The organism is Methylobacterium soli (assembly GCF_008806385.1).
Taxonomy (GTDB): Bacteria; Pseudomonadota; Alphaproteobacteria; order Rhizobiales; family Beijerinckiaceae; genus Methylobacterium; species Methylobacterium soli.
In genome coordinates this window covers 46,368-64,257 of record NZ_VZZK01000030.1, presented here as the reverse complement: position 1 = coordinate 64,257, position 17,890 = coordinate 46,368, and the positions used below count along the sequence as shown (strand labels likewise).

Annotated in this window: 15 protein-coding genes; 12 read left to right on the top strand and 3 right to left on the bottom strand. The window is 65.6% G+C overall.

Annotated features, from left to right (window positions below; translation table 11 throughout):
• The first annotated feature begins 17 nt into the window (after window positions 1-17).
• From F6X53_RS23470 to F6X53_RS23460, 3 genes are all read left to right on the top strand, one after another.
• Complete coding sequence (locus F6X53_RS23470) at window positions 18-809, top strand: enoyl-CoA hydratase/isomerase family protein (protein ID WP_151002829.1); 792 nt, start codon at window positions 18-20, stop codon at window positions 807-809.
• A gap of 192 nt (window positions 810-1,001) precedes the next feature.
• Window positions 1,002-2,351, top strand: coding sequence for an MFS transporter (locus tag F6X53_RS23465; RefSeq protein WP_151002827.1), 1,350 nt, complete (start codon window positions 1,002-1,004; stop codon window positions 2,349-2,351).
• 31 nt (window positions 2,352-2,382) lie between these two features.
• Window positions 2,383-2,853 carry a TIGR02444 family protein gene (locus F6X53_RS23460; protein ID WP_151002825.1) on the top strand — a complete coding sequence of 157 codons (471 nt, stop codon included), beginning with the start codon at window positions 2,383-2,385 and terminating at the stop codon, window positions 2,851-2,853.
• A gap of 7 nt (window positions 2,854-2,860) precedes the next feature.
• On the opposite strand, the gene F6X53_RS23455 is transcribed toward F6X53_RS23460, so the two are convergent.
• Entirely contained in the window at window positions 2,861-3,433 is a 573-nt protein-coding gene (locus F6X53_RS23455; RefSeq protein ID WP_151002823.1) for a UbiX family flavin prenyltransferase, read from the bottom strand.
• Between the two features lie 158 nt (window positions 3,434-3,591).
• Window positions 3,592-4,515 carry a LysR family transcriptional regulator gene (locus F6X53_RS23450; protein ID WP_151002821.1) on the bottom strand — a complete coding sequence of 308 codons (924 nt, stop codon included), beginning with the start codon at window positions 4,513-4,515 and terminating at the stop codon, window positions 3,592-3,594.
• A 178-nt stretch (window positions 4,516-4,693) separates the two neighbouring features.
• Here F6X53_RS23450 and F6X53_RS23445 point away from each other — a divergent pair, with 178 nt between their 5' ends.
• The 4 genes from F6X53_RS23445 to F6X53_RS23430 all read left to right on the top strand — a co-directional run bounded on the left by F6X53_RS23445 (window position 4,694) and on the right by F6X53_RS23430 (window position 10,039).
• Window positions 4,694-6,079, top strand: a complete 1,386-nt coding sequence (locus F6X53_RS23445) for a UbiD family decarboxylase (RefSeq protein ID WP_151002819.1) — start codon at window positions 4,694-4,696, stop codon at window positions 6,077-6,079.
• Between the two features lie 7 nt (window positions 6,080-6,086).
• Window positions 6,087-7,793: a GMC family oxidoreductase gene (locus tag F6X53_RS23440; protein WP_151002817.1), complete on the top strand. Its 1,707-nt coding sequence runs from the start codon at window positions 6,087-6,089 to the stop codon at window positions 7,791-7,793.
• Window positions 7,790-8,581, top strand: coding sequence for an alpha/beta fold hydrolase (locus tag F6X53_RS23435; RefSeq protein ID WP_151002815.1), 792 nt, complete (start codon window positions 7,790-7,792; stop codon window positions 8,579-8,581). Before F6X53_RS23440 ends, F6X53_RS23435 begins: the two co-directional genes overlap by 4 nt.
• 435 nt (window positions 8,582-9,016) lie before the next feature.
• Window positions 9,017-10,039, top strand: coding sequence for an IS110 family RNA-guided transposase (locus F6X53_RS23430; protein ID WP_151002813.1), 1,023 nt, complete (start codon window positions 9,017-9,019; stop codon window positions 10,037-10,039).
• A gap of 1,019 nt (window positions 10,040-11,058) precedes the next feature.
• Here the strand turns inward: F6X53_RS23430 and F6X53_RS23425 are convergent.
• Window positions 11,059-11,619 (bottom strand): MarR family winged helix-turn-helix transcriptional regulator, encoded by a 561-nt coding sequence (locus F6X53_RS23425; protein ID WP_151002811.1) that lies wholly within the window; start codon window positions 11,617-11,619, stop codon window positions 11,059-11,061.
• Window positions 11,620-11,743: 124 nt separating this feature from the next.
• On the opposite strand from F6X53_RS23425, the gene F6X53_RS23420 reads away from it, so the two are divergent.
• The 5 genes from F6X53_RS23420 (at window position 11,744) to F6X53_RS33740 (ending at window position 17,700) form a co-directional block, all read left to right on the top strand.
• Complete coding sequence (locus F6X53_RS23420) at window positions 11,744-13,237, top strand: 4-hydroxyphenylacetate 3-hydroxylase family protein (RefSeq protein ID WP_151002809.1); 1,494 nt, start codon at window positions 11,744-11,746, stop codon at window positions 13,235-13,237.
• A gap of 33 nt (window positions 13,238-13,270) precedes the next feature.
• Window positions 13,271-14,257 (top strand): succinylglutamate desuccinylase/aspartoacylase family protein, encoded by a 987-nt coding sequence (locus tag F6X53_RS23415; RefSeq protein ID WP_191970957.1) that lies wholly within the window; start codon window positions 13,271-13,273, stop codon window positions 14,255-14,257.
• On the top strand, window positions 14,254-14,790 hold the full coding sequence (locus tag F6X53_RS23410) for a flavin reductase family protein (RefSeq protein WP_151002805.1): 537 nt from the start codon (window positions 14,254-14,256) through the stop codon (window positions 14,788-14,790). The genes F6X53_RS23415 and F6X53_RS23410 overlap by 4 nt, the downstream gene beginning before the upstream one ends.
• Before the next feature lie 260 nt (window positions 14,791-15,050).
• Window positions 15,051-15,896: an ABC transporter substrate-binding protein gene (locus tag F6X53_RS23405; protein WP_151002803.1), complete on the top strand. Its 846-nt coding sequence runs from the start codon at window positions 15,051-15,053 to the stop codon at window positions 15,894-15,896.
• Window positions 15,897-15,927: 31 nt separating this feature from the next.
• A complete protein-coding gene (locus F6X53_RS33740; protein ID WP_280526060.1) occupies window positions 15,928-17,700 on the top strand; it encodes an amino acid ABC transporter permease/ATP-binding protein in 1,773 nt (590 codons plus the stop codon).
• Window positions 17,701-17,890: the final 190 nt, after the last annotated feature.

Here is a 17,890-nt window from a genome sequence, read left to right as displayed (position 1 = left end):
GAGCGAAAGCCAAGCCCATGACGACAGATCCACGCCTGACGAACCTCGACGGCTTCCGCGTCGAGATCGATGCGGAGCGCGAGCGCGCCGACGTGATCCTCGCCCGTCCGCCCATGAACGTGATTGCGATGCCCCAGCGCGACGAGATGCGAAAAGTGTTCGAGGCCCTCGACGAAGATGCACGCGTGCGCGTCATCGTGCTGCGCGCGGAGGGCGAGCACTTCTCATCAGGCGGCTACATCAAGGGATTCCTGGAGGCCTCCCCCGAGCACGTCTCGAAGCTCGCCTGGAACATCGCCGCACCGGCCCGATGCTCAAAACCTGTGATCGCGGCCAACCGCGGCTACACCTTCGGGGTCGGCTTCGAGATCTCGCTCGCCTGCGACTTCCGCATCGTCTCCGAAACATGCCGCTACGCGCTCCCCGAGCAGAAGCTCGGCCAAATCCCCGGCTCCGGCGGCTCGGCCCGGCTCCAGAAGATCATCGGCATCACCCGCACCAAGGACATCGTGATGCGCTCCAAGCGCATTCCCGGGCGGCAGGCCCTGGACTGGGGTATCGCGACGGAATGCGTGCCCGATGCGGAGCTCGAGACAGCGGTCGACGCCCTGGTTGAGGAGCTGCGGGCCTTCTCCCCCATCGCCCAGCGCACGGCCAAGAAACTCCTCAACGACACCGAGGATGCGAGCCTCTCGATCGCGATCGAGCTCGAGGGCCATTGCTACAGCCGGTTGCGCCAGGCGGATGATTTCCGCGAGGGCGTCGAGGCCTTCCACGAGAAGCGCGCCCCGCGCTTCACCGGCTCGTAGAGCCCGAGGGCCGGGAGCGCTCGTCCCGCGCCGCGAGCGGACGCTCCCGCAGCCCTTCGAACTATTCCGAGGCATCCCGCATCGGCGGGCAATCAGGGTGCGCGGCCCGACAGGCGGCCCCCGGAGCCGGCAGCAAGACTGGTCGAGATCCACGCCCGATGCGGCCACGGTCGCGCCCGAGGGAGGAAACGCATGTCCACCACCGCCACGCTCCCGCCCGATCCCGCCGCGCTCGCCAAGCCCACGGGCCGTCAGACCTTCACGGCCGCCATGGCCTCGCTGTTCGGCTGGGGCCTTGACCTGTTCGATCTCTTCATCCTGCTCTACGTCGCGCCGGTCGTCGGGGCGCTGTTCTTCCCGGCCGACAAGCCGATGCTATCGCTCGCTGGCGCCTACGCCTCCTTCGCGGTGACGCTGCTGATCCGGCCACTGGGCTCCGCCCTGTTCGGATCCTACGCCGACCGTTTGGGCCGGCGGCGCGCCCTGATGGTGGCGGTGACCGGGGTCGGCGTGTCGACGGCGATCTTCGGCCTCCTGCCGACGGTCGGACAGATCGGCTGGCTCGCCACCGCGATCTTCCTCGTCTTTCGCCTCGTCCAGGGCATCTTCGTCGGCGGCGTGGTCGCGGCCTCCCATACAATCGGCACGGAATCGGTGCCCGAGCGCTGGCGCGGCCTGATGTCGGGCGCGGTCGGCGGGGGCGGCTCCGCCATCGGCGGCCTTCTCGCTTCGCTGGTGTTCTACGTCGTCTCGCTGATCGCGCCCGGCGAGGCTTTCGCGGAGTGGGGCTGGCGGCTGATGTTCTTCTCTGGCCTCCTCACCTCGGTGATCGGCCTGGTTCTGTTCCGCAACCTCGAGGAATCGCCGATCTTCAAGCAATTGCAGGCGCGCAAAGCACAAGCTCGCATCGGGGCGCCGGCGGAGGCCTCGCCGATCCGCGTGCTATTTTCGCCCGCCCACCGGGCGAGCTTCCTCGTCTCAGTGCTCATCGCCTTCGGGGGCGGGGCGGCCTACTATCTGACCTCGGGCTACCTGCCGACCTTCCTCAAGCTCGTGAACGGCGTGCCGAACGCGAGCGCCTCGATGATCCTGGTCGGCGCCAACGTCGCGGCGGCGATCGGGGCCTGCGGCATGGGCGAGCTGAGCCAGCACCTCGGACGGAAGAAGTCCTTCATCTTGATGGGGGTAATACGCCTCTTCGCATTTCCGGCTTTGTTCCTCGCCATGGCGAACACGACGAGCCTCGCGGGGGTGGCAATCTGCGCCTGCCTCCTCGCCCTCATCGCCAACGCGAGCTACGGGCCGCTGCTGATCTTCCTGAACGAGAAATTCCCGACGGCCGTGCGTGCCACCGGCACGGGCCTGACCTGGAATGTCGGCTTCGCCCTCGGCGGCATGCTGCCGACCCTGGTTTCCCTCGTCTCTGATGGCCCGAGCCAGATCCCGATGGTGCTCGCGATCGTCACGACCGGCGTCACGCTGGTCTACCTCGTGGGCGCCTTCCTGACCGAGGAGACGCAGGGCAATCTCGATCGGGCCTGAGCGCCCCCGTCGCGCGAGGCGGAGCATCAGGATGACCGGCGATCCCCTCTGGACCTTCGCCTGCGAGTTCTACGGCCGTCCCGGCATCGCCGAGGCCTGCCTCGCCCTGCAGGATGAGGCGGGCGCCGACGTGCCGCTCCTCCTCTACCTGATCTGGTGCGCCCGGACCGGCCGCCCGGTGGACGCGGCGGCGATTGCCGGGGCGGATGACCGGATCGCATCCTGGCGCGTTCAGGTGATCGCGCCGCTGCGGGCGATCCGCCGGGCGATGCGGTCCGAGCTCCTGCCGGGGCAGTCGACGCAGGCGCATCGGGAGCGGATCAAGGCGGCGGAACTCGAGGCGGAGCGCCTCGCCCTCGCGGCCTTGTCGGCCGCGGCTCCGGAGCCGGTGTGTGCTGCCGATTCGGGTACGGACGTCCTCGCGCTCTACGCCGCCCATCTCGGCCGCCCATGGCCGGACGCGCCCCTGCGCGTCCTCAGGGCGGCCCTCGGCACGGGCTGAGCCTCGATCAGGCCTCCTCGGCCCGCCAGCGCCGCACCCCGTGGAAGTCGATGTCGAACAGGTCGAGCACCCGCCCGAGGGTGTGGTCGACCATGTCGGCCAGGCTCTCGGGACGCGCGTAGAAGGCCGGCACCGGCGGGGCGATGATCGCGCCCATCTCGGAGAGCGTCGTCATGGTGCGCAGGTGCCCGGTATGAAGCGGGGTCTCTCGTACCATCAGGACGAGGCGGCGGCGCTCCTTCAGCACCACGTCTGCCGCCCGCGTCAGCAGGCCGGAGGTGACGCCGGTGGCGATCTCGGCCTGGCTGCGCATGGAGCAGGGCGCCACGATCATCCCGCGCGTCTTGAAGGATCCGGACGCGATCGCCGCACCAATATCGGCCTGGGCGTAGGTCTTGGCTGCCAGAGCCCGCACGTCGGCGACCTTGAGGTCGGTCTCGTGGGCGAGGGTCACCTCCGCCGAACGCGACATCACGAGATGCGCTGGGATCGCGAGATCCCGCAGGATCTCAAGAAGGCGGATGCCGTAGATCACCCCGGAAGCGCCCGAGATGCCGACCACGAGGGGCAGGGCGCTCATTGAGGGCGGGCCGGGCCACAGGTCCGGGCTTGCGCTGCACTCATCACACCTCCTGATTTGACTCCCATGACCGCGGAATCCTTCGCAGGAGAGTATCGGCGCCCCGTCGCAGCTGTCGAGTAACGATGGCTGATCAACATCATCAGGAGGACGGGTGCCTATTCGGTGATGATATACGCCTGCAGCGCGGCGGCGGCCACGCTCAGTTCCTCCTCGAGGATTGTGATGAAACGCTGAGCGGCGTTGCTCGGCGGGTTCTTCGGGTGATGGATGATGACGAGCTCGCGCGCGATGCGCGGCGCCACGATGCGGTAGGCCTTCAGGGACCCGTCCGCGAGTTGGCGGCTGACGGCGATGCTCGGCAGCACGGTAAAGCTCGTCGAGCGGGCCACGAAATCCGCTATCGCCGGCGGCAGGTCGAGTTCGAGCTTCGGGCTCAGCGTAACATCGGCTGCGCCGAGACGTCGGTCCAGCTCCAGGCGCAGGCCGTGCCGGGTGGAGGGCAGGATCAGGTCGAGGGCGGCGAGGTCGGCCATCCGGAGGGGCAACGGCACCGGAAGCGGCGTGTCGCGCCCGCCAACCACCACCATCTCCTCGTCGAGGAGCGGCGCCGTCACAAGGCCGAGCCGGCGATCGGGCCGGTTGATCACCGCGAGATCGAGGGCGCCGTGGCCGACGCCGTCGATGAAGGTGCTGGTGTAGCCGTCGGCCAAGGACAGCTCGACATCCGGATAGGCCGCCGCGAAGCGGACGAGAACGCTCGGCACGATGCTCATCGACAGCGAGGACAGGATGCCGGCCGTCACGCGCCCCGAGACCGTCTGCGACAGGCGCGCCATCGTGGCGTGGGCCTCGGCGACGTCGCGCTGGATCGGCTGGACAAGCCGATGCAGCGTGCGGCCGGCGGCGGTCGGCACCATCGCCTTCGGCTGGCGGTCAAACAGGCGCTGGCCGAGCTCACGCTCGAGCTTGGCGATCTGCATGCTGAGCGCGGGCTGGACCACGTTCACCCGCTGGGCCGCGCGGGTGACGCTGCCCTCCTCGAACAGGGCGACGAAATAGGAGATCTGGCGAAGGTCCATGCACGGGACTCTGCTGGCATACGCGACAGGCGTGAAAGGATCACGCCACGGCAGGGGCCGCAATTCAGACCGACTGATCCGGCCCATCAGCAATCGTTATTTTTCCCGGGACGTGGAACGGCTTAACGATTCCGAACAAGATGGCATCCTGTGAGAGCGCCGCATTCGGGACGACAGCATGAGCGACCCCACCCCCGTCCGTTCGCTGCGCGAGTGGCTCGATCGGCTGGCCGAGACCGGCCGCCTCTCCGTGGCCCGTCCCGGCATCGGCCTCCGCCACGAGGCGGCGGCGGTGGCGAACCGGCTCGACGGAAGCCGCGCCAGCCTGTTTCCGCAGCCGGGTGGCCATCCGGGCACCATCGTCTCCGGCCTCGTATCCAGCCGGGCCTGGATGGCGGAGGCTCTCGGCACCGCGCAGGATCGCCTCGTGGCCCATTTCCAGCGCGCGGCGGCCGAGCCGCTGCCCTGGCGCGAGCGGGAAACCGCCCCCGCGCAGGAGATGGTGCACCGGGAGGGCATCGACATCCTCAAGCTCCTTCCGGTCCCGACCCTGAACGAGCACGACAGCGGCCCCTATATCTCGGCAGGCCTGATGATCTCGCGCGATCCGGAAACGGGCGTGCAGAACGTCGCCATCCTACGCTGCCAGATCAGCGGGCCGGACCGCATCGGCGTGCTCGTCCTGCCGCGGCACACCGACAACTTCTACCGCAAGGCGGAAGCGCAGGGGCAAGGCCTCGAGGTCGCCCTGGTGGTCGGCGTTGATCCCGCCTGCCTCCTGGCCTCGCAGGCGATCGTGCCCCTCGGCCGCGACGAGTTGGAGATCGCGGGAGCGCTGACCGGCCAGCCCCTCGACGTGGTCAAGTGCCTGACGAACGACGTGCGCGTGCCGGCGGAGGCCGAGATCGTGATCGAAGGCCGGCTCCTGCCCGAGGTGCGCGAGCCCGAGGGTCCGTTCGGCGAGTTCCCGCAATATTACGGGGAGCGCGCCAAGCGCCACGTCATGCAGGTCGATGCCGTGACGCATCGGCGCAATCCGATCTTCCACATGATCGTCGGCGGCGGCCTCGAGCACCTGCTGCTCGGCGCGATCCCCCGGGAGGCGACGATCCTGGCGACCCTGCAGCGAAGCTTCCCTGGTGTTGAGAACGTGCATCTCTCCCTCGGCGGCGTCGGCCGCTACCACCTCTACGTCCGGCTGCGGAAATCGCAGGAGGGCGAGGCCAAGAACGTGCTGCTCGGAGCCTTCGCGGCCCATTACGACATCAAGCACGCCGTGGTGGTCGACACGGACGTGGATATCCACGACCCGAAGGAGGTCGAGTGGGCGGTCTCCACCCGCTTCCAGGCCGACCGCGACCTCGTCGTGGTCGCGAACGCGCAGGGCTCGAAGCTCGATCCCTCCACGCGCGACGGCGTCGGCGCCAAGATGGGCCTCGATGCCACCGCGCCCCTCGACGCCCCGCCAATGAAGTTCACACGCATCCGGGTCCCCGGCGAGGCCGAGGTCGATCTCGGAGCCGTCCTCGACCCTGATGCCGACTGGCGCGAGGCTGTCGGCTGAGCCGCCCGTGAGCGCCCTGCCGGACGCGGTCGATGTCCTGATCGTCGGCGGCGGCTCGGCCGGCTGCGTGCTGGCGAACCGCCTCTCCGCCGATTCGCGCCGCTCCGTGCTCCTCGTCGAGGCCGGCATCGACACGCCCCCTGGTCGGGTGCCGGCGGAGATCCTCGACAGCTACCCGATGCCGCTGTTCCACGGCGACACCTATGTCTGGCCCGGGCTCGACGTGGCGGTCACCCGCGATGCGCGCGGGCGGATCCGGCGGCGGGCATACGAGCAGGGCCGGGTAATGGGAGGCTCGTCCAGCATCAACGTCCAGGCCGCCAACCGCGGATTGCCCCGCGATTACGACGCCTGGGCTGAACTCGGCGCCAGCGGCTGGGCCTGGGACGACGTGCTCCCGTATTTCCGCCGGCTCGAGACTGACCTCGATTGCGAAGGTCCCCTGCACGGGCGCGACGGGCCGCTGCCGATCCGGCGAATCCTCGAGCCGGACTGGCCCCCCTTCGCCCAGGCGGTGGCGCGCGCCTTCGATGCCAGCGGGCTTCCGCGATGCCTCGACCAGAATGGCGAGTTCACGGACGGGATCTTCCCGCCGGCCTTCTCCAACCGCGATGACGCGCGGGTCTCAGCCGCCGCGGCCTACCTCGATGCCCCAACGCGGGCGCGGCCGAACCTCGCCATCGCGGCCGAGACCGAGGTCCGTTCTCTCGCGATGGACGGCCACCGCGCGGCCGGAGCCGTGCTCCGCCGGAGCGATGGGTCGGAGCAACGAGTGTCGGCGGCTCAAGTCGTGGTCTGCGCCGGCGCGCTCCAATCGCCCGCGCTACTCCTGCGCGCCGGGATCGGTCCGGCGGATGAGCTTCACGCCTGCGGTATCCCGGTGCTGGCTGACCGACCGGGCGTCGGCGAGAACCTCCGCGACCATCCGGCCCTGACGATCGCACAGGTACTGCCCCGCGACCTTCGCCTGCCAACGGCGTTCCGGCGGGCGAGCCTGGTCGCCCTGCGCTACACGTCCGGCCATCCCAGCGGCAGCGCCGCCGACATGTATCTCACGGCCTCGGCCCGTGCCGGCTGGCACGCGCTGGGCGCCCGCCTCGCCCTCTACTTCCTCTGGGTGAACCAGCCTCATTCGGTCGGACGCCTGCGCCTCAATCCGGCGGACCCGGGCGGACATCCCACGATCGACCTCGGCCTGCTCTCCGACCCGCGCGACCTCGACCGCCTCGCATCCGGGGTTCGGCTCCTCGTCGACCTCGTCGTCTCGCCCGCGCTGAACCCCGATCCCGGCGACCTGTTTCCGGCGAACTACTCGCCGCTGATCAAGCGCCTCAGCGCCGTTTCGGACCGCAACCGCCACATCACTGCGCTGCTCGCGAGCCTCCTCGACGCGCCGGCCCTTCTGCGGCGCCGGATGCTGCGGACCCTCACGGGCGACAGGGCCTGGACGGAGGTGGTGCGGGACGACGCGGCCTTGCGCAATTACATCCGCGACAGCGTCTTCGGCGTCTGGCATGCGAGCGGCACCTGCCGGATGGGCCGGCCGGACGATCCCGGCGCGGTGGTTGATCCGACGGGCCGGGTCATCGGGACGGAGGGGCTCGTGGTCGCCGACGCCTCGGTGATGCCGCGCCTGCCGAGTGCCAATACCAACGTGCCGACCCTGATGATTGCGGAAAAGATCGCCGACACCCTGGGATCTGCCCCGGCATGACCCGCCCCGAACCCGCCGGCTTCCTCGAACTCGACGCGGTTCGCCTCGAATACCGCTTCACCGGGCCGTCACCGGACACTGCGCCAACGCTGGTGCTGCTCCACGAGGGCCTCGGTTCTGCCGGGCAATGGGGTCCGCTGCCAGAGGCACTCACCCGGGAGACGGGTTGCGGGGTCCTCGCCTATTCGCGGCAGGGCTACGGAACATCGAGCCCGATCCGCCTGCCGCGTCGCCTGGACTTCCTAGAGCGGGAAGCGCACGCCGTGCTGCCGCGCGTGCTCGACGGGACCGGCTTCCGGCGGGGCCTCCTGATCGGCCATTCCGACGGCGCCTCGATCGCCGCCCTCGGCTTAGCCGGTGCCGATCCGCGCATTCGCGGCGGCGCGCTGATTGCCCCCCATTTCTTCGTCGAGGACGCCACACTCGCTGGGGCGTGGACGGCCAAGGCCGACTACGAGACCGGAAGCCTGCGCACGCGCCTCGCGCGCCGCCACGCCGATGTGGACGGTGCCTTCCGCGGGTGGAACGATGCTTGGTTGGACCCGGGTCGGCGGGATTGGGATATCCGCAGCACCCTCACGCAGTGTGGTGTTCCTGTCATGATCCTTCAAGGCACGGAGGATGCCTACGGGACGCAGGCTCAGATCGCCGCAGCTCAGCGACTCTGTCCTCCCGACCTGTTGACCGTGTGCTGGTTGCAGGGGATTGGGCACGAGCCACATCGCGAGGCCTTTCCTGAAACGCTCGCAGCCCTCACCTCATTTATCCGGCAGACCCTGGACCGATAATGAAATAATTCTGAGCGTGATTGGGCTGGGTTGTGGCTTCAGCAATGTCGTCGCGCGGAACGAGAACAGACCCGCCGATCAAGGCTGCGCGGAAGAAATTGCGGTGATTGACGCTGAAATCAATTACCGGCAGCTCTAGTATTTTGCAGGAAGGTCTGCTTCGAGACAATTGCTTCCCTTTCAAGCCCGACCGTTTGAATGTCGGCTCCTGGCGCGATCCAGACCCGCAGCCTGGGCTGTTGCGATGTTCGCTTCGGAGATGCCAGCCGAGGCAACTTAACGACGGCAATGGGCGCGAAGCAGCCGTCCGTGATTGGCCGGAAGCGGCCTGTCCGCTTCGGGGCTCAAGCTGCAGGTAAGCGTTGGGGTGGACGCCCCCTGACGGCATCGGCGTGCCAGAGTGGAGGTGTTGTGACACCACTGCAGGAGGCGTCCATGGGCGAGGTTAGCACGGTCGGAATCGATCTGGCCAAATCGATTTTCCAAGTTCACGGCTCCGGTCCGAGTGGCGCAGTCGTGTTCCGCAAGAAGCTGCGGCGTGATCAGGTGCTGGCGTTCTTCTCGACACTTCCGCGATGCGTGGTCGCGATGGAGGCGTGCGCCAGTGCTCATTACTGGGCGCGCGAGATAGCCTTGGCAGGTCACGACACGCGGCTCATCCCACCAGCTTACGTGAAGCCGTTTGTGAAGCGGCAGAAGAACGACATGGCCGACGCAGAAGCGATTTGCGAGGCGGCGCAGCGCCCGACGATGCGGTTCGTCCAGGGCAAGAGCGCGCAGGCTCAAGCTGCGGCAGTGGTGTTCCGTACGCGCGACCTGCTCGTGCGTCAGCGAACCCAGTTGATCAACGCGCTGCGCGGGCACCTCACCGAGTTTGGATACGTCGTTCGCCAGGGGGCCGGGCACGTTGGCCAGCTCGTCGCGATCGTCCGCGACCCGACATCCGACGTTCCGGCCGAGGCACGGCCGGTCCTGGCCGTCATCGCAGACAGCCTGCAGGCGCTGCAGGCGCAGATCGCGCGTCTCGACCGCGCGATCGCCCAGCGTGCGAAGGACGATGCCGTGGCCAAGCGGCTGATGACGGTACCGGGTATCGGCCCGGTGGTCGCGACCGCACTGGTGGCACTGGCACCGGCCGCCAGTACCTTCCGCCGCGGGCGCGACTTTGCGGCCTGGCTCGGCCTCGTCCCGCGGCAGCACTCCAGCGGCGGCAAGGAGCGGCTGGGGCGAACGACCAAGATGGGCGAGCGCAGCTTGCGACGGTTGCTGATCCTGGGCGCGAGTTCTGCGACCAAGGTCGCGGCGCGCGCTCCCGACAAAGCTGGGGCGTGGTTGGCCGGTATGCTGTCGCGCAAGCCGCGCATGCTGATCACCGTCGCCCTGGCGAACAAGATGGCGAGGATCGTCTGGGCGTTGATGGCCCACGGCGGCTCCTACAGAGCTCCGGCCACGGCGTGACCGCCACGGCCTGAGGCGTCAGGGAGGCAGGGAAGGTCAGTCGAGAGGTATGGCGCAACGGTCAGAAGACGGGGTCGGAAAAACCAGTGAACGTCCAAGCGCCTCGAGCGAGCCAAAGCGACTTGGACCCGATCCGCGATCTCCATACAGGCCAGCAGCCGTGAGGATGGCTGCATCGAAAGGCCGGACACACGGAAGCACCTGAACCTGCGCGCACAGATCTCTCAAACACCCCCTTGAATCCGATGGGGCGTCCACACACGGACGTTCCGCGCGGCTTAAGTGAAGGCCTCAGAGTGACCTCGAGCAGTCCTTCGGGTGGCTCCAGCGTAAGGCCGCCTAGACTTTGCAAGCTGGAGTTCGCGGGGAGCGATGCTCTGCTCTGCAATGGAGGCGCAGATAGCACTCAACCCCTGACACGGCAGAGCCTCAGGCACAGATTGTGCCTCTGCAACCCCAGCTGCTATCAGGTGGAGCAAGCGACAATGACCGCGGCCGCATTCTTGCTGGTGCTTATGACATTTGGCTTCGGCTGCCTCCTGACCAACGCAATATATCGTCGCGTAGAGCCTGTTACTGTGCTGCTTTCGGGAATATCATACCTGTTTACGGTTGCATTCGCGGCGTTTATTGATAGAATGTTGGGCTTTTAAAATTTATCCATCAATCTTATGCAGCAATGATAATTTATGTCTTGCGGTGATCGAGTGCAGATCCTGCCGAGGCGTAATCTCTATAGCTGGACGACAGCCTCTGCGATGCACAGGAGATGGACAGGCTTAAAATCCGGCTCCGCCGAGGCTGCATGCGACTACGTGAGTCCATTCTGACCATGACGTGTGAGTTGGCATGGATGCTCCTCAAATTTGACCCAATGGAAGCATGGATTTGCAGCACTGTTCAGCGTCGAAACATGCTGCCGGTCTACAATTGTCCCTGGGCAGGGGTTACCGTCTCGGAGTGAGGATAGCTCCGGTCCCGCTGATGAGCAGTCGGAAGGCCGGCATAACCGGCTATCGTCAGACGCCTGCGCTTACACGGCGAGCGGCGGAACTCTTTTCAGCTTCGGCAAACGCGGGAGCGCAGGATTGCAGGAGGCCGGAGATGATCGTTTGCAATTGCGCGAACTCCTTCTGTCCGAGGCTCTCGAACAGGATGTCATTGACCCCACGCTGCAGAGGCGCGACATCCTTCAGGGCGGCAACAGCCTGAGGCCTTAGGTGCAGATAAACCCTGCGGCGATCCTGGAGATCGCTTTGCTTGATCAGAAGCCCAGCATCGACGAGACGCCGTGTTTCCGTGACGACGAAGGGCACGCTGACACGCAGTAATTCCGCCACCCGCCCTACCGTGACATTTTGATCATTACAGTGCGCAATGCACATCAAGATGTTGTATTGCGGCGATGAGACGCCCATCGCACGCGCGATTTCCTCGCGGATACGCTGCAGTCGCGCGGAAAAATCGACCAGATCGCGGACCAATTCGCGAAACGCGTCGTCCCGTCCACCGGCCAGTAAGGCCAGGCGGGAGACGGTCAGCGGCGGGAAGCCTGACGGCTGCTCTCGGGGGGCTATCATTTCCCATCTTCTACAACCGTCCTACACGCGACCGCCAGCGAAATTCGCGAACCAAAATATCTATTTGACTTAGCTATTTCACCTAGGCATCGTGAGGCAGCGCCATTCCAAAGGAGCCGCCTCGATGCCCAAGTCCGGTGAGGACCACATCCGCAGCGTCAATGATGGCCGATGCGTCTACATCAATGGCGATCGGGTCACGAACATTGCCGAGCATTCCGCTTTCCAGAACGCCGTGCGATCGGTAGCCCGGCTCTATGATTTCCAGGCAGACCCCGCGAACCTCGACCGGATGACCTTTGAAACGCCGACCGGCCAGCGGGCCAGTCGTGCGTGGCAGCTGCCGAAAAGCTACCGTGAGCTCGTCGAACGCCGGGAAGCGCTGGTGTCCTGGGCCCAACTCCACCAGGGCTTCATGGGGCGTTCGCCGGACCACGTCGCCTCGACGCTGGCGGCGATGTCGATGGGCCTCGACGTCTTCGAGCGCCACACCGGCGGGCGGCCCTTGGCGGTGCGCGACTACTACGCCTACGCTCGCGACAACGACCTCTACGTCTCGTACGTGATCATCGACCCGCAGGGCGACCGCTCAAAGGGCACGAGCGCCGACGGCAACGCCGATTTGGCGGTCTCGATCTGCGACGAGGATGCGGAGGGCATCACTGTCCGGGGCTCGAAGATGCTGGGCACGGGCGCCGTTCTCTCCAATGAGGTTCTGGTGACGACCCTCCGGCCCCTGGGGCCGACAGAAGAGAAATACGCCTTCACGGCCGCGGTCCCGATCAATGCCAAGGGACTCAAGCTGCTGTCGCGACGCTCCTACGAGCAGGCGGCACCCTCTGTCTTCGACAACCCGCTCGCATCGCAATTCGATGAGAATGACGCGGTTCTCTACTTCGACGAGGTGAAAATTCCCTGGGAGCGGGTCTTCGTCCACCGCGATCCAGCCTGCCAGCTGGCGCAGTGGCACAATACGCCCGCCCACAGCTACCAGAACTACCAAGCCGAGATCCGGCTTCTCGTCAAAATGCGCTTCCTCGTCGGGCTGGCGCGGAAAATCACCGAGACGATCGGGACGATCAACTATCCGTCGGTGCGCGAGACACTTGGCGAGCTGGCCAGCCAGGTCGGCATGATCGAGGCTTTCGTCTACGGCATGGAGGCTAAGGGCTGGCAGTACGGGGAGTACTATCTTCCCGATCCAAACCTCGTCTACGCCGCACAGGTTCAGTCTCAGACGCTGTACCCCAAGGTCATCCATACACTGAGGGAGCTGTCTGGGGGCGGCGTGCTGATGCTGCCGTCGTCGCTGGCGGATTTCCACGATCCCGAAATCGCCAACGTCATCCGCAAGACGCAGGTTTCACCAGTTCTCTCGTCCGAAGAGCGCGTTCAGCTGTTCAAACTCGCCTGGGATGCGATCGGCTCTGAATTCGCCTCCCGGCACACGCAATACGAGATGTTCTATTCCGGGCCGCGCACCGTCACGACCGGCATGGCATTCCGCTGCTTCGACTGGAAGCAGACCGCCGACGCGGTGAACGGCGCTCTCTCCCCAGACGCGCTGCCAGCATCGCTCCTGGCCGGGCAGCCTGCGCGGCTGGCTCTGGTGGGTTGAGGGAAAGGTAGAACGATGACGTTCGTGGAATCTATGAACATCGAGGGCTTCGTCGTTGCGCCAGGAGAGCAGCAGCGCGGGCGCATTCCGGCCCTGGAACTTGCCGACGGCACCGTGGTTTCGCTGCCCATCCATCTGATCAACGGCACCAGACCCGGTCCCCGGGTCTATCTCGGCGCCGCCATTCACGGTGACGAGGTAAACGGCATCGCCCTGCTGGCGCGGGCCCTTGCAACCATCGATCCAAAAGCGCTGTCCGGCAGCATCGTCTGCGTCCCGGTGCAGCAGCCACTCGCCCTACACGCCGACCACCGCCTGCCCATCGCGCAGTTCCTGAAGTCACCACTCGACCAGGTTCCGGCCGACGCCTGGACCTGCTTCCCCGGAGATCCGGACGGAAACATCGCCCAGGTCATCGCGGCGCGGCTCTTCGGGCTGATCACGCAATGCGATTACGCGCTCGACGTGCATACGCCGACGCGTGGCGGGCGCTACGTCCCCATCGCAATCCTGGGTAATCCCGATCTCGGCCCCGGCGCGGCGAAGGCGGAGGAACTCGCGCATGCACTTGGAAGCGGTTGGATCATGCGAGGCGAGCGCGGGATGTATGTCAGCGATGGCATCCTGTGCGTCGAGGCGACCCGGGCCGGTGTTCCCTGCTTCACCTTCGAGATCGGCGAGGGCGGACGTCTCGAAGAGGAATCCGTCGCGACAGGAGCCCAGTGCGTTCTGAACTTGCTGCGATCGCTGGGCATGACTGAGGGCGAGCGAGTCCCCCCGGCCAAGACGCACCTGATGCGTGAGTTCCTGGGCCTGCGCGCGCACCATGGTGGCCTGCTCGTGACGGAGGCCGAACTCGGACAGGAGTTGAAGAAGGGCGACCGCATCGGAGTCATCCTGGACGTCTTCGGCGACGTTCTGGAGACCGTCACTGCCCCCGTCGACGGCCTGTTCGTGAGAGCCACGACGCTGGGAACGGTCTCGCGGGGGGAGCGGGTCGCCACGCTCGGGCTGCTGTGACGGCGGCGCCTGTCCCGATCGAACAGGCCGACTTCCGGACGTTGCGAAGCACCCTGGGCTGCTTCGCGACCGGCGTGACCATCGTCACCGCAGTCAGTCCCGACGGAACGCGCGCCGGGGTGACGGCCAACTCCTTCACCTCGGTCTCGCTCGATCCGCCGCTCGTCTCGGTCAACCTTGGGCGCAAACTGCACAGCCTGCCCGTTTTCAGGGCAGCCCGCTCCTTTGCCATCAATGTGCTCAGCGAGAGGCAGCTTGACCTGGCGCGGATCTTCGCCACGCCGCGCGCCGACAAGTGGCACGGCATCGAGGTCGTCCACGGGCTGTCAGGCTGTCCGCTGATCGGCGGCGCGGCAGGGGTGTTCGAGTGCGAGAAGCACGCCGCCTACGACGGCGGCGATCACGAGATCTTTGTCGGCCGGGTTTACCACGCGTACGCCGCGGCTGAGCTCCGCCCGCTGATCTTCCATGGCGGAGAGTTCACGACCCTCGCGCAAAGCCTCGCAATGAAGATCAACATGCTACCGCCATAGGCGACGGGCAGCCTCGGCAACATTTCTGAGTGTTAGAATACCGTTTCGGCCTGATATCCGGAACGCGCGATGTCTATTGGCCTAACAACGCTGAAATTATAGCTTTGTGGTAATCGGGCATTTGGCATGTCAATTGCTTCACGAAAGCGGCACTCAAGGGAATGAGTGCTAGAAAAAGGCACTCCTCTGCGTTTCTGGCGGGGGACAGGACTTATCTTTCGACTCGAGGGGTTAGACAGATGCGCTCTCACGCAGCCACTATGATCGGGGCCGCCACGCTTAACATCGGTTTGTTCATGACAAGTGCAGCGGTTGCGCAGCAGCCTGTCTGCGAGCCTGACAAGATCGCACAGAAATATCCAGGTCTCGCCGGTCGAACGATCAAGATCGGAGTGGACCCGCAGACTCCTCCATACGTCATGCGCGATGCCGCCGACTTCACGAAGGTCATCGGTGTCGACGCCGACCTTGCTCGAGCCGTCTTCACCTGTGCGGGTGTGAAGCACGAATTTTTTCTCGGAGGCTGGTCTGGACTTCTCCCCGCTGTGATGAGCGGCCAGATCGACGTGATGTGGGATAACCTCTACTATAAGCCGGAACGCGCGAAGTCAGTCGATCTTATTCTGTACATGAAGGCCGGAACTGGTGCCCTGGTCCCGGCCGGCAATCCTCAGAACATCACCAAGAAGGACGATCTGTGCGGCCGGACGGTGTCGTACGGTGTCGGCAGCGTCGAAGACGTGACGATGAAGGAGCAGGACAAGGTCTGCCGAGCGGGCGGCCTGCCGGGCGTCAACGTGATGCCGTTCCAGGACCTCGCCTCCGGTCTTCGCCTGCTCGATAACAGCCGCACCGATGTGCTCCTGTGGGATTTGGGCTTCGTCGACGCGACCGCAAGCAGCAATCCGAAGAAGTACGCGCGGGGGTTTGCGACCTACAGCGGGCTGATCATCGCCGCCGCTGTCAAGAAGGGTGACAGCGATCTTGCGGCCGTCATCCATGACGGCCTCGCCATCCTGCAGAGCAAGGGCGAGCAGAAGGCGATCTTCCAAAAGTACGGGGTCGATCCAGGCCTCGAGGTAAGCACCCAGGTCAAGACCAACTAAATTGGGCGCTGTGGTCGGCCAGGATCAGGTCATGCTTCAGAAAAATTATCTAGCGAGTCTGTTGACGATGGTCCTGGCCTTCCCCCTCGTTTTCACTACAAGCACCCAGGCCGACAACCTGGCCCCGGGCGACAAGGGGGAGACGCATTGGGCCCGTGAGTTCCTGTCCTACGTGACGTCGGGATTTCTGTGGGAAGGGGCGCTCATCGCGGTCGAGATTACAGCCATTGCCATGGCGGCCGGTCTCGCGCTCGGCCTCGGCCTCGCCCTCATGCGCCTTTCCTCGTTCCGCGTCGTGAGAGCTTCGGCCTGGTTCTACATCTGGATCATGCGCGGCACTCCGCAACTCCTCCAACTCGTCTTCATCTTCGACGCGCTGCCTTTCATCGGGCTCAAGTTCAGCAGCTTCACAACGGCCGTGATCGGGTTCGCCCTCAATCAGGCGGCCTTCAGCGCCGAGATTATCCGCGGCGGAATCTTGTCGGTGAATAAGAACCAGGCCGTTGCTGCAACATCGCTCGGAATGAGCCCCTTCCTCACGCTCCGACGGATCGTGCTGCCGCAGGCCATGCGGGCCATCCTTCCCGGGATTGGGAATGACACGATCAGCATGCTGAAGCTGACATCGATCGCGTCGATCATCTTCGTGAACGAGCTGACCTTTCGGGCGCAGCAGATCGTCGGCCAGAACTTTCGGTTCTTCGTCGTATTCGCGGCGGCTGGCCTGATTTACCTCCTGCTGACGAGTGTCATCTCGTTGATCCAGGCGTGGGCCGAGGCTCGCTTCGACCTCGAGCGCGACCGTACGGCACCGGATCCGCTGCGGCGTATGTTCGGCTTCTCGCTGAAGCGGACCGAAACTCCCGGCGTTACTGCCTTGGTCACCGGCAAGGCCCCACCTCGGTCGAGCACACCACTGGCGATCGCGGGGGGCAAGGACGCCTCGTCGAGGGGCACTTTGGCCGAAGTTCTCGGGCGCGCGCCCAGCGACGGTGCGCGATCAAGCGAGCCTCTTATCGTCTGCCGCAATGTTCATAAGCAGTACGGCGCGCAGAAAGTGCTGTGCGGCATTGACCTGACCGTGAAGCGAGGTGAGGTCGTCGTGCTGCTCGGGCCCAGCGGCTCAGGCAAAAGCACATTCCTGCGCACCATCAACCATCTAGACACGATCGATTGGGGTGAGATCACCGTCGCCGGCCAGCACATCGGCTACCAGCGTATTCCAGGCGGCCAGCTGAAGCCCACCGGCGGGCTGGCGCAAGCCCGGGCCGCAGCGCGCATCAGCATGGTCTTTCAGCACTTCAATCTCTTCAACCATATGACGGCGCTCGAAAACGTGATCGAGGCGCCGATCCGCGTCTTCAAGATGGATCCGGTCGAAGCGCGGCAACTAGGCCTTCGCCTTCTGGACGAGGTCGGCCTGCAGAACCACGTCAACCATTTGCCGCATCGTCTCTCGGGTGGGCAGCAGCAGCGGGTAGCAATTGCGCGCGCCCTCGCGATCTCGCCGCGCGTGATGCTGTTCGACGAGCCGACGTCAGCGCTCGATCCGGAACTGGTGGGCGAAGTCCTTGCGGTCATGCGCAAGCTGGCCGATGCCGGCATGACGATGGTGGTGGTGACGCATGAAATCCGCTTTGCCCGTGAGGTGGCCGACCGCGTCGTCTTCATGGACGGTGGTCTGGTCGTCGAAGCCGGAACGCCAGCAGAGGTGCTCGACAACCCGCAGCACGAGCGGACGCGGCGTTTCCTGCGCATCATGGAATGCGAGCCAGTCGCGGCCGCGGAATCCAGCGCCGCGTAGTGTGGCAATGGGCTAAGTGATGTGCCGCCGCGAGACCCAGTTCACGGCGATGCAGAAGCAGTTTCCGGGAGAGTGGATCTGCAAGATCCCGGAATTCTACCGATCGTCCAGTTGCCGGTGCCATCTCGGCAAACCCCCATAAATTTGTGCCGCGCGCTTCAGGGTTGTTGTGCAGCCGCGGCTTGTCAGG

Bases quoted from the DNA above. Each gene is read 5' to 3' on its own strand.
- F6X53_RS23470 (WP_151002829.1), top strand. From the start codon at position 18: ATGACGACAGATCCACGCCTGACGAACCTCGACGGCTTCCGCGTCGAG.
- F6X53_RS23465 (WP_151002827.1), top strand. From the start codon at position 1,002: ATGTCCACCACCGCCACGCTCCCGCCCGATCCCGCCGCGCTCGCCAAG.
- F6X53_RS23460 (WP_151002825.1), top strand. From the start codon at position 2,383: ATGACCGGCGATCCCCTCTGGACCTTCGCCTGCGAGTTCTACGGCCGT.
- F6X53_RS23455 (WP_151002823.1), bottom strand. From the start codon at position 3,433: ATGAGCGCCCTGCCCCTCGTGGTCGGCATCTCGGGCGCTTCCGGGGTG.
- F6X53_RS23450 (WP_151002821.1), bottom strand. From the start codon at position 4,515: ATGGACCTTCGCCAGATCTCCTATTTCGTCGCCCTGTTCGAGGAGGGC.
- F6X53_RS23445 (WP_151002819.1), top strand. From the start codon at position 4,694: ATGAGCGACCCCACCCCCGTCCGTTCGCTGCGCGAGTGGCTCGATCGG.
- F6X53_RS23435 (WP_151002815.1), top strand. From the start codon at position 7,790: ATGACCCGCCCCGAACCCGCCGGCTTCCTCGAACTCGACGCGGTTCGC.
- F6X53_RS23430 (WP_151002813.1), top strand. From the start codon at position 9,017: ATGGGCGAGGTTAGCACGGTCGGAATCGATCTGGCCAAATCGATTTTC.
- F6X53_RS23425 (WP_151002811.1), bottom strand. From the start codon at position 11,619: ATGATAGCCCCCCGAGAGCAGCCGTCAGGCTTCCCGCCGCTGACCGTC.
- F6X53_RS23420 (WP_151002809.1), top strand. From the start codon at position 11,744: ATGCCCAAGTCCGGTGAGGACCACATCCGCAGCGTCAATGATGGCCGA.
- F6X53_RS23415 (WP_191970957.1), top strand. From the start codon at position 13,271: ATGAACATCGAGGGCTTCGTCGTTGCGCCAGGAGAGCAGCAGCGCGGG.
- F6X53_RS23405 (WP_151002803.1), top strand. From the start codon at position 15,051: ATGATCGGGGCCGCCACGCTTAACATCGGTTTGTTCATGACAAGTGCA.
- F6X53_RS33740 (WP_280526060.1), top strand. From the start codon at position 15,928: ATGCTTCAGAAAAATTATCTAGCGAGTCTGTTGACGATGGTCCTGGCC.